The sequence below is a fragment of the Paraburkholderia sp. genome, assembly GCF_035948235.1.
GTDB lineage: Bacteria > Pseudomonadota > Gammaproteobacteria > Burkholderiales > Burkholderiaceae > Paraburkholderia.
In genome coordinates this window covers 1-10,456 of the sequence record NZ_DASZJJ010000255.1, presented here as the reverse complement: position 1 = coordinate 10,456, position 10,456 = coordinate 1, and the positions used below count along the sequence as shown (strand labels likewise).

Annotated in this window: 10 protein-coding genes; 7 read left to right on the top strand and 3 right to left on the bottom strand. The window is 64.8% G+C overall.

The window, feature by feature from the left end:
• Positions 1-50: 50 nt before the first annotated feature.
• Positions 51-464 carry a VOC family protein gene (locus VG320_RS22310; protein WP_327202239.1) on the bottom strand — a complete coding sequence of 138 codons (414 nt, stop codon included), beginning with the start codon at positions 462-464 and terminating at the stop codon, positions 51-53.
• Positions 465-571: 107 nt separating this feature from the next.
• A complete protein-coding gene (gene speE / locus VG320_RS22305) occupies positions 572-1,450 on the bottom strand; it encodes a polyamine aminopropyltransferase (RefSeq protein ID WP_327202238.1) in 879 nt (292 codons plus the stop codon).
• 405 nt (positions 1,451-1,855) lie between these two features.
• Between speE and tkt the strand changes: the two genes are divergently transcribed.
• Both tkt and gap read left to right on the top strand, forming a co-directional pair.
• A complete protein-coding gene (tkt, locus tag VG320_RS22300; protein WP_327202237.1) occupies positions 1,856-3,898 on the top strand; it encodes a transketolase in 2,043 nt (680 codons plus the stop codon).
• Between the two features lie 141 nt (positions 3,899-4,039).
• Positions 4,040-5,050, top strand: a complete 1,011-nt coding sequence (gap, locus tag VG320_RS22295) for a type I glyceraldehyde-3-phosphate dehydrogenase (protein WP_327202236.1) — start codon at positions 4,040-4,042, stop codon at positions 5,048-5,050.
• Positions 5,051-5,161: 111 nt separating this feature from the next.
• On the opposite strand, the gene fur is transcribed toward gap, so the two are convergent.
• Positions 5,162-5,590 (bottom strand): ferric iron uptake transcriptional regulator, encoded by a 429-nt coding sequence (gene fur, locus VG320_RS22290; RefSeq protein ID WP_103702255.1) that lies wholly within the window; start codon positions 5,588-5,590, stop codon positions 5,162-5,164.
• 136 nt (positions 5,591-5,726) lie between these two features.
• Here fur and bamE point away from each other — a divergent pair, with 136 nt between their 5' ends.
• The 5 genes from bamE to leuS form a co-directional block, all read left to right on the top strand.
• Positions 5,727-6,635, top strand: a complete 909-nt coding sequence (gene bamE, locus VG320_RS22285) for an outer membrane protein assembly factor BamE domain-containing protein (protein WP_327202235.1) — start codon at positions 5,727-5,729, stop codon at positions 6,633-6,635.
• A gap of 249 nt (positions 6,636-6,884) precedes the next feature.
• Positions 6,885-7,682 carry a 4-hydroxy-tetrahydrodipicolinate reductase gene (gene dapB, locus VG320_RS22280; RefSeq protein ID WP_327202234.1) on the top strand — a complete coding sequence of 266 codons (798 nt, stop codon included), beginning with the start codon at positions 6,885-6,887 and terminating at the stop codon, positions 7,680-7,682.
• 86 nt (positions 7,683-7,768) lie between these two features.
• Positions 7,769-8,518 carry a MotA/TolQ/ExbB proton channel family protein gene (locus VG320_RS22275; RefSeq protein WP_327202233.1) on the top strand — a complete coding sequence of 250 codons (750 nt, stop codon included), beginning with the start codon at positions 7,769-7,771 and terminating at the stop codon, positions 8,516-8,518.
• Between the two features lie 16 nt (positions 8,519-8,534).
• Positions 8,535-8,981, top strand: a complete 447-nt coding sequence (locus VG320_RS22270; RefSeq protein ID WP_327202232.1) for a biopolymer transporter ExbD — start codon at positions 8,535-8,537, stop codon at positions 8,979-8,981.
• A gap of 233 nt (positions 8,982-9,214) precedes the next feature.
• On the top strand, positions 9,215-10,456 hold a 1,242-nt coding region (gene leuS / locus VG320_RS22265; RefSeq protein ID WP_327202231.1), incomplete at its 3' end, for a leucine--tRNA ligase.

Below are 10,456 nucleotides of genomic sequence, written 5' to 3'. Positions count from 1 at the left end.
GCAAGGAATTGCCGACGAAAAAGCGGGGCATAAGACAGGTTCTCATTGCTTCATGACAGATGGCGAGCAAGCGCCCAACGGTAACCGTCGAGGTCTTCGACCTGAGCGAAACGGTCGCCCCAGAACTGGTCCTGCGGCTCGCTCAACGATTTCGCGCCGGCGGCAAGCGCCCGCGCATATACCGCGTCGACATCGTCGACGTAAAGATAAAAGGACTGGGGGGCGATCGCGTCCGAGCTCTTCGGCGTGCGCGCCGTCGAACCGAAAGCGCCCTCCGGCGCAAACATCACGATCAGCTGATCGTGGTAGGTCATTTCCACGTGCATCACCGCGCCGTCATCTTCCATGCTGTCGCGTACCGCAAAGCCGAAGGCCGCTTCGAAGAAAGCAATCGCGGCGCGTGCATCGCGCACCGTCAGATACGGCGTCAGCCACGGCACGCCTGCAGGGCGGGGTGGGGTCATCGGGCTCTCCAGATCCGGTTACGGGGCAGATGGTGTTAGCTGGTTGCCGAACTGGCGGGCACGCAAACAAATGTAACGAACCAGCCGATTCTGCAATGTTGCGCATCCTAAAGCTGTAGGAATTCACCTAATTTATCGTGGAACATTCGCGGCGCAGCGAGGAGTGTCGCATGCAGCCGCGCGTCGTAGAAGCGCAGGCCTTCCAGCTCGCGCTCGACCATGCGGGCGGTCAACATGGTCTCGGATTGCGCGGCCGGGTCGATATGGTCGCTGGCCACCGCCATCAGCCAGAACGATCCGTAGAGCGGCACCCAGGCTCCCATCGGCCGCACGTTCGCAAATGTCGTGCGCAAACCGTCGAGCAGCGTTCCAACGCGCGCCGTGTGGTGCAAGGGCGAACCCAGATGCAGCGAAATCAGGGCCTCTTCGCTCATGATGCGTTTGAGCGCGCGATAGAACTGCGGCGTGTACAAACCCGCAGCGGGCGAATCAGGCGGGGTCAGATCGAACACGACCAGATCGAAGGGCAAGGCGCTACTGGAGCTTTGCGCCTGCGCGACGAAATCGGCGGCATCGCCGATCACCAGTTCCACGCGCGGATCGTCGAACGCGCCGCCGCGCACTTGCGGCAGGTAATCGCCCGTCAGGCGCACGACGTCGGCGTCTAGTTCGGCGACCACGATGCGCTCGATGCCGGGGTGGCGCAGCAACTGGCGCGCTGCGCCGCCGTCGCCGCCGCCCAGCACCAGCGCGGCGCGCGGTGCGGGATGGCTTAGCGCGGCCACGTGCGTCATGCACTCGTGATAGATGAATTCGTCGCCTGCGGACGTCATCGGGCGGCCGTCCAGCGCGAACAGGCAGCCGAGCTGCGGCGTATCCCACACCTCGATGTGCTGCCATGCCGAGTCGGCGCTGGCCAGCAGTCGCGCGCCGGGAAAGCCGTAGACGGCGTCGGCGCAAGGGTGGAAGAGGAGCGGGGCGGTCACGGCGGTCGAGTGGAGCAGGGGCCAGGGGCGCGAGCCGCCGGCTGGCATGGCTTGCGTGGGCGATAGCCGCATTATACGGACGCTACGGACGCGTCATTGCCCGGCTTCCCGCGCGCCCGTCACGCCTTGGTGCCTGTCGGTGTTTTCCTACGCCGGCTCTGCCTCGAAGCCAGGGAAAAGCCGCATGTTCTGTTAGAATGTCGCCCTTTGCAGCCCTGTCCGTTTGCTCTGGCCGTTTCGCGTCTTCCTGGCGCCGCATCGCGCGCCGGAGCACGTATTTGCCGAGCTTCCGGAACCGCCCGCTGCTGTGCGCCCGCCGTCTTGATCTGCGCGTTGTTCTGCGCATTTGTCCGATCAATTCCGCCCGCCCACGCCGCTTTTTGCACTCGTTCCTCCGGACTCGACATGACGACTTCGTCTTCCGCCTCCCCCGCAACCACCACGTTGATGGCCAACGCGATCCGCGCGCTGTCCATGGACGCCGTTCAGCAAGCGAATTCCGGTCACCCGGGCATGCCCATGGGCATGGCCGAGATCGCCGTCGCGCTGTGGGCGCGCCATCTGCGCCATAACCCGACGAACCCGCACTGGAACGACCGCGACCGCTTCGTGCTGTCGAACGGCCACGGCTCGATGCTGCTGTACTCGTTGCTGCATCTGACCGGCTACGACCTGCCGATCGAAGAGCTGAAGAACTTCCGCCAGATGCACTCGAAGACGCCGGGTCACCCGGAATTCGGCATCACGCCGGGCGTCGAGACCACCACCGGCCCGCTCGGCCAGGGTCTGGCGAACGCAGTCGGCATGGCGCTGGCTGAAGCGCTGCTCGCCGCCGAGTTCAACAAGGCCGATGCGAAGATCGTCGACCACCACACCTATGTGTTCCTGGGCGACGGCTGCCTGATGGAAGGCATCTCGCACGAAGCCTGCTCGCTGGCCGGCACGCTCAAGCTGAACAAGCTGATCGCGCTGTACGACGACAACGGCATCTCGATCGACGGTCACGTCGAGCACTGGTTCCACGACGACACCCCGAAGCGTTTCGAAGCCTACGGCTGGAACGTGATCGCGGACGTGAACGGCCATGACGTCGACGCAGTCGACGCAGCCATCGCCAAGGCCAAGGCGTCGAACAAGCCCACGCTGATCTGCTGCAAGACGCAGATTGGCCACGGCGCGCCGACCAAGGCAGGCGGCCACGACGTGCACGGCGCACCGCTGGGCGCGGAAGAAATCGGCAAGTGGCGCGAAGCGGCGGGCTGGAAGTGGGAGCCGTTCGTCGTGCCGCAGGAAGTCTACGCAGACTGGGATTCGAAGGCCACGGGCGCGAAGCTCGAAGCCGAATGGAACGAAACGTTCGGCGCCTACAAGGCGAAGTATCCGCAGGAAGCCGCGGAATTCACGCGCCGTATGGCTGGCCAGCTGCCCGCCGACTGGGCGCAGAAGGCGGCTGGGATCGTCGCTGGCGCGGATTCGCGCAAGGAAACCGTCGCTACGCGTAAGGCGTCGCAGCAGGCCATCGAAGGCCTGGCTGCCGCGCTGCCGGAACTGCTGGGCGGCTCGGCCGACCTGACCGGTTCGAACCTGACCAACTGGAAGGCTTCGAAGCCCGTGCGCGCCGCCAAGGATGGCGAAAGCGGCATCGAGTGGGGCAACCACGTCAACTACGGCGTGCGTGAATTCGGTATGAGCGCCGCGCTCAACGGCATCACGCTGCATGGCGGCTACAAGGCGTTCGGCGGCACCTTCCTGACGTTCTCGGACTACAGCCGCAACGCACTGCGCGTGGCCGCGCTGATGAAGTGCCCGTCGATCTTCGTGTTCACGCACGACTCGATCGGTCTCGGCGAAGACGGCCCGACGCACCAGTCGATCGAACAGGTGCCGAGCCTGCGTCTGATCCCGAACATGACGCTCTGGCGTCCGGCCGACACGGTTGAAACGGCGGTGGCCTGGACCGAGTCGATCGCGCATCAAGGCCCGTCGTCGCTGATCTTCAGCCGTCAGAACCTGCAGTTCAACGAACGCACCGACGCGCAGATCGCCAACATCGCCAAGGGCGGCTACGTTCTGAAGGACTGGAACGACGACATCCCGAGCCGCAAGATCATCCTGATCGCGACGGGTTCGGAAGTCGAGCTGGCCATGAAGGCGGTCGAAGCGCTGCAGCGCGAAGGCATCGGCGCTCGCGTGGTGTCCATGCCGTCGACCAACGTGTTCGACCGCCAGGACGCCGAATACAAGGAGCGCGTGCTGCCCAAGGGCGTGCGCCGCGTGGCGATCGAAGCGGCCCAGGGCGACTTCTGGCGCAAGTACGTGGGTCTCGAAGGTGGTGTGGTGAGCATCGACACCTTCGGCGAATCGGCTCCGGCAGGCGTGCTGTTCAAGCACTTCGGCTTCACGGTCGAAAACGTCGTCGCGACGGCCAAGGCCGCTCTCGACAACTAAGCATGGCTTCACACGGGCTCGCCTTCTGGCGGGCCCGTTTGCCGTGTACGCCCCGCTCGCTGGGCATCAAGCCGTCACGAGCGGCCGGGCTGGGTGGAGCACGGTGCAGTATCAGAATTTTTTACCATCAGGAGATAAACCATGACGATTCGCGTCGCAATCAACGGCTACGGCCGTATCGGCCGCAACACGCTTCGCGCGTTCTACGAGAACGGCAAGAAGCACGACATCCAGATCGTGGCGATCAACGACCTGGGTGACGCGAAGACCAACGCGCATCTGACGCAGTACGACACGGCACACGGCAAGTTCCCGGGCGAAGTGACGGTTGATGGCGATTACCTCGTCGTCAACGGCGACCGCATCCGCGTGCTGGCCAACCGCAACCCGGCAGAACTGCCGTGGGGCGAGCTGGGCGTCGACATCGTGTTCGAATGCACGGGCTTCTTCACGACCAAGGAAAAGGCGAGCGCCCACCTGAAGGGCGGCGCGAAGAAGGTCATCATCTCGGCTCCGGGCGGTAAGGACGTCGATGCGACCATCGTCTACGGCGTGAACCACAACGTCCTGAAGGCGACGGACACGGTCATCTCGAACGCATCGTGCACGACGAACTGCCTGGCGCCGCTCGTCAAGCCGCTGAACGACAAGATCGGCCTCGAAACCGGCCTGATGACGACGATCCACGCTTACACGAACGACCAGGTTCTGACGGACGTGTACCACGAAGACCTGCGCCGCGCGCGCTCGGCCACGCACAGCCAGATCCCGACCAAGACGGGTGCTGCATCGGCTGTCGGCCTCGTGTTGCCGGAACTGAACGGCAAGCTGGACGGCTACGCAATCCGCGTCCCGACCATCAACGTGTCGATCGTCGACCTGTCGTTCATCGCCAAGCGCGACACGACGGTCGAGGAAGTCAACGCGATCATGAAGGAAGCTTCGGAAGGCGCGCTCAAGGGCATCCTGGGCTACAACGAAGCACCGCTGGTTTCGGTCGACTTCAACCACAACCCGGCATCGTCGACGTTCGACGCCACGCTGACCAAGGTCTCGGGCCGTCTGGTCAAGGTGTCGAGCTGGTACGACAACGAGTGGGGCTTCTCGAACCGCATGCTGGACACGGCGGTTGCCTTCGCGAACGCGAAGTAAGCTGTCTGCGCTCCATGAACGAAAAAACCGCCCCTCGGGGCGGTTTTTTCTTGTGGGGATTTTTCTTTCAGCAGCTTTCCGGCACAAAGTCGTACCGGTACGCCGCGTTTTTTAGTGCTTGCGGTGCGGGCAGTTTTCCTTCGTGCAGGCGCCGTACAGCGCGAGCGCGTGTTCCTGCAGCTTGAAGCCGCGCTCGTTGGCGATCATCTGCTGGCGCTTTTCGATCTCGGGGTCGAAGAATTCTTCGACAAGTCCGCAATCGAGACACACCAGGTGATCGTGGTGGCTGCCTTCGTTGAGTTCGAAGACGGCCTTGCCCGATTCGAAGTTGCTGCGGGTGAGCAGGCCAGCCTGCTCGAACTGCGTGAGAACCCGGTAGACCGTGGCGAGGCCGATATCCAGCTCCTCGTTCAGCAGGTTCCGATAGACGTCTTCTGCAGTCAGGTGACGTACGGGGCTATGCTGAAAAATCTCCAGGATCTTGAGGCGCGGTAAGGTCGCCTTCAGACCGATATTCTTGAGATCGGTTGGATTGGTCATGACGATAAGTCCCTGGAGTACAATGCTGGGTTCTTATGTTAATGCGTTTTTGCCGTTACGGGCATCTTCGGCAGAACTTCGAACGAACTTCTACAGAACACGCGCGGCTTGGCAAAAAGCCCGCACGGTGAGGGAAATGATTCCAGAATTCACTATGATCGGCCGGCGCATGCATGGCGGCCGCCTGGCGTGCACCCTGCTGGCTGCGGCCGCGTTCGCGGCGCTCGCCGGTTGTTCCACTTACGACAGCCTGACGCAGCGCGTCGCCCAGAGCATCACGCCCTATCGGATCACGATCGTTCAGGGCAACTTCGTTTCGGCGGAAGCCGCGGCGCAGATGAAGGTGGGCATGTCGCGCACGGACGTCAAGCAGTTGCTCGGCACGCCGCTTCTGACCGATATGTTCCACGCGAACCGCTGGGACTACGTCTTTTACTTCAAGCGCGGCTCGACCGCCGTGGTCCAGCAGCGCGACTTCGTCGTGATGTTTGACGGCGATCGCGTGTCGAGCTGGTCGGGCGGCGAAGATCTGCCGTCCAACCTCGAACTGCTCGCGGAAATCGACGGCGACAAGCTGGGCAAGAAGTACAAGGCGGCTGCCGCTGCATCGGGCGCTGTCGCGGCTTCGGCGCCTGTGGCGGGCACCGCTGCTGTGCCGTCCGTTGCGGATACGGCGCGTACGCCGTCGTCGGAACTGGGCACGGCCACCTCGCAACTGCCGCAGGATCCGAACGCGCAGGCCGCCGCCGCTGCGAACCGCGCTACGGATGCCGTGCAGACGCCGTCGGGTCTGACGCCGTCGGTGCGCGCCGGTACGCCGACTTCCTCGGCGCTGCCGCCGAACGTGGGCACGATGCCCGCGCAGGTGCAGCTCCACCGCGCGCCGCCGCCGCAGATCCAGGGCGTGCCGCAGCCGAACCCGGTCGGCCCGACCACGGGTGCGCAAGGCACCGGCGACTCCAACGCCGCGGTGCTGCCGCCGTCGCGCAACTCGCCGCTTACCGCGCCGCCGCAGGTGCCGGCTTCGGGAGCGACGGGCAACTAAGATCGCAGGCACCGGCTCGGGGAGCGCCAGAATGGGCTTCGTCCGGGACCGGCGCGGATCGCTCCTTATGGGGCCGGGCGGCCCCGGCTCCACTCTCGGCGGCTTCGGGCCGCCGCGTTCGTTTCTGGCGCCTGTTTTGGGCATCTTTGGGCGCCGATTAGCGTCTATCCTTGGCGGCAACTATCTCGAATGTCCGCTTGCCGGACACCCGTCGAGCAGGCTGCCAGCTTCATCTTCGCAGGAACAGTCATGAAAATCGCAATCGCCGGGGCGTCGGGCCGCATGGGCCGCATGCTCATCGAAACCGTTCTGAATTCGCCGGACGTCACGCTTTCGGGCGCGCTGGTGCGCACGGGTTCGGCCGCCATCGGCCAGGACGCGGGCGCCTTTCTCGGCAAGGACACGGGCGTGCTCATTACCGACGATATCGAGCAGGTCTTCGCGCAAAGCGACTGCCTGATCGACTTCACGCGTCCGGAAGGCACGCTCGCGCACCTCGAAGCCGCCCAGCGCCACGGCGTGAAGGTGGTGATCGGCACGACCGGCTTCGACGCGCAGCAGAAGGCGCAGCTTGGCGCCGCCGCGCAGAAGGTGGGTATCGTGTTCGCGGCCAATATGAGCGTGGGCGTGAACGTCACGCTCAAGCTGCTGGAATACGCTGCGCAGTTCTTCGACAAGGGCTACGACATCGAGATCATCGAAGCGCACCATCGCCACAAGGTCGATGCGCCCTCGGGCACGGCGCTGGCGATGGGCGAAGCGGTGGCGAAGGCGCTTGGCCGCAATCTCGACGAGTGCGCCGTTTATGGCCGCGAAGGCGTGACCGGCGAGCGCGATCCCTCGACGATCGGGTTTTCGGCGATTCGTGGCGGCGATATTGTGGGCGACCATACGGTGCTGTTTGCCGGCATCGGCGAGCGTATCGAGATCACCCACAAGTCGTCGAGCCGCCTGTCGTACGCGCAGGGTAGCGTGCGTGCGGCGCTGTTCCTGCAGGACAAGGCAAGCGGCCTGTACGATATGCAGGACGTGCTCGGTCTGCGCTAAGCGCGCCGGGCACACGGTCTGGGCCCGGCAAGCGCGCCGGGCCAGCCACGCGGCGCGTGCGCCGCGACATCATCACGCGAGGTCCGATGGCAGCGAGTAACGGAGTCATCCACTATCTGCAGACGAGCGACGCCGTCACGCACGCGGTTGCGTGGGTGCTGCTGGCCATGTCGGTCGCGAGCTGGTGCTTTCTGATCGTGAAAAGCTGGGTGCTCGTGCGTGCGAAGCGCCAGGGGCCGCGTGCCGTGGCGCGGTTCTGGCAGGCGCAAACGCTCGCGGACGGCGTGAGCGCGATGCGCGCGATCGACCGCGAGCGCGTGTTCCTGCCGCTCGCTCAAGCGGCGCTGGCGGTCGTCGAAGCCGATACGGCCGGCGCGCTGCTCGCGCGGGTCGAGCGCGGCGAGCGCGTGCTGCGCGCCTTGCGCGGCGCGCTCCAGACGTCGCAGCGAAGGCTCGAATTCGGCCAGGTGCTGCTGGCTTCTGTGGGCAGCACGGCGCCGTTCGTCGGCCTGCTCGGCACGGTCTGGGGCATTTATCACGCGCTCGGCAGCATCGCCGCGAGCGGCCAGGCCATGATCGAAAACGTCGCCGGGCCGGTGGGCGAGGCGCTCATCATGACGGCCTTCGGCCTTGTGGTCGCGATTCCCGCCGTGCTGGCCTACAACATCCTTGGCCGCCTCGCGCGCCAGATCGGCGACGATCTCGACGGTTTCGCGCACGATCTGCACGCGTGGGCGTGTGCGCCTGAAGAAGGCGCCGCCCGTCGCGATGCTACGCCCCGCGAACTCCCGCAGAGCGCGCGCAGCGAAGGCGTGACGCGCGCCGGCGCGCTCTGAACGGCGAGGGACATCGATGGCATTCGGCGGACTCGAAAAGAAGCGCGATTCGGCACCAATGGCCGAAATCAACATGACGCCGCTGATCGACGTCATGCTCGTGCTGCTCGTCATCTTCATCATCACCGCGCCGCTCTTCACGCACGCAATCCGGCTCGATCTGCCGAAGGTGGCCGCCGAACCCGTGCAGCAAACGCCGCAAACCGTCACGCTGTCGATCGACGCCGCGGGCAAGGTGTACTGGAACGCCCAGCCGGTTTCGCTCGACGAACTGCGCAAGCGCTTGACCGACGCGGGTAAACAGCCCGAAGCGCAGCAGCCCGAACTGCAGCTGCGCGCCGCGCGCGAGACGCGCTACGACGTCATCGCCCAGGTGATGGGCGCCGCCCAGCAGGCGGGGCTTGCGCGTCTTGGCTTCGTGACCGAGCCGCCGCCTGCCGTCCAGAGCGCGGCCCAACACTAGGCGCCGGTTCGCCTTCGCGCTGCCGCCACAATCCCGCCATTCGAAAAGCCAGCGGAAAGCGCGGCCAAGTCAACGGTATAATCAGCGTTTCCCTGTAAAAACGGGGCCCTGCCTGTGTCGCGAGATGGTCAAACAATCGCGCCGGCCGGCCCGGTGCGCCAGACGTCGTCCGGCGACGCCCGCATGCCGCCGAAGGCCCGTTTCAGCCGAATCTGCGTTTTCCCATCCACACCATGCTCGAAAAATACGTTCCCTCCGACGTCGAATCCGCCGCGCAAGGCGAATGGCGTGCCAGCGACGCTTACCGGACGGCCGAAAAGGCCGACAAGCCCAAGTTTTACTGCGTCTCGATGCTGCCGTATCCGTCGGGCAAGCTGCACATGGGCCACGTGCGGAACTACACGATCAATGACGTGATGTACCGCTATCTGCGCATGAACGGCTACAACACGCTCATGCCGATGGGCTGGGACGCGTTCGGCATGCCCGCCGAAAACGCGGCGATGGCCAACAACGTGCCGCCCGCGAAGTGGACGTACGACAACATCGAGTACATGAAGGGCCAGATGCAGTCGATGGGTCTCGCGATCGACTGGTCGCGTGAAATCGCCACCTGCAAGCCCGACTACTACAAGTGGAACCAGTGGTTCTTCCTGAAGATGCTCGAAAAGGGCATCGCCTACAAGAAGACCGGCACGGTGAACTGGGACCCGGTCGATCAGACCGTGCTTGCCAACGAGCAGGTGATCGACGGGCGCGGCTGGCGCTCGGGCGCGCTGGTGGAAAAGCGCGAAATCCCGATGTACTACCTGCGCATCACGCAGTACGCCGACGAACTGCTGAACGACCTCGACGGCCTTGGCTGGCCCGAGCGCGTCAAGATCATGCAGCAGAACTGGATCGGCAAGAGCTTCGGCGTGAACTTCGGTTTCCCGTACGAACTCGACGGCGAGAAGAAGCTGCTGCGCGTGTTCACCACGCGCGCCGACACGATCATGGGCGTGACCTTCTGCGCGATCGCGGCTGAGCATCCGCTCGCCACGCGTCTGGCGCAGGACAAGCCGGAACTGCTGCCGTTCATCGACGAATGCAAGCGCGGCGGCGTGGCGGAAGCCGACGTCGCGACGATGGAAAAGAAGGGCGTGCCCACGGGCTTCACCGTCACGCACCCGGTCACGGGCGAGCAGGTGCCGGTGTGGATCGGCAACTACGTGCTGATGAGCTACGGCGAAGGCGCCGTGATGGGCGTGCCGGGCCACGACGAACGCGACTTTGCGTTCGCGAAGAAATACGATCTGCCGATCAAGCAGGTGATCGCCGTGGAAGGCGAAACCTACTCGCTCGACGGCTGGCAGGAATGGTACGGCGACAAGGAACGTGCCGTCACCGTCAACAGCGGTAAGTACGACGGCCTGAGCTACACGGCGGCGGTCGATGCGGTCGCGGCGGATCTGAAGGCGCAAGGTTACGGCGAC

Coding starts and splice junctions, on each gene's coding strand:
- VG320_RS22310 (WP_327202239.1), bottom strand. CDS start 464: ATGACCCCACCCCGCCCTGCAGGCGTGCCGTGGCTGACGCCGTATCTG.
- tkt (WP_327202237.1), top strand. CDS start 1,856: ATGACGACTTCGTCTTCCGCCTCCCCCGCAACCACCACGTTGATGGCC.
- gap (WP_327202236.1), top strand. CDS start 4,040: ATGACGATTCGCGTCGCAATCAACGGCTACGGCCGTATCGGCCGCAAC.
- fur (WP_103702255.1), bottom strand. CDS start 5,590: ATGACCAATCCAACCGATCTCAAGAATATCGGTCTGAAGGCGACCTTA.
- bamE (WP_327202235.1), top strand. CDS start 5,727: ATGATTCCAGAATTCACTATGATCGGCCGGCGCATGCATGGCGGCCGC.
- dapB (WP_327202234.1), top strand. CDS start 6,885: ATGAAAATCGCAATCGCCGGGGCGTCGGGCCGCATGGGCCGCATGCTC.
- VG320_RS22275 (WP_327202233.1), top strand. CDS start 7,769: ATGGCAGCGAGTAACGGAGTCATCCACTATCTGCAGACGAGCGACGCC.
- VG320_RS22270 (WP_327202232.1), top strand. CDS start 8,535: ATGGCATTCGGCGGACTCGAAAAGAAGCGCGATTCGGCACCAATGGCC.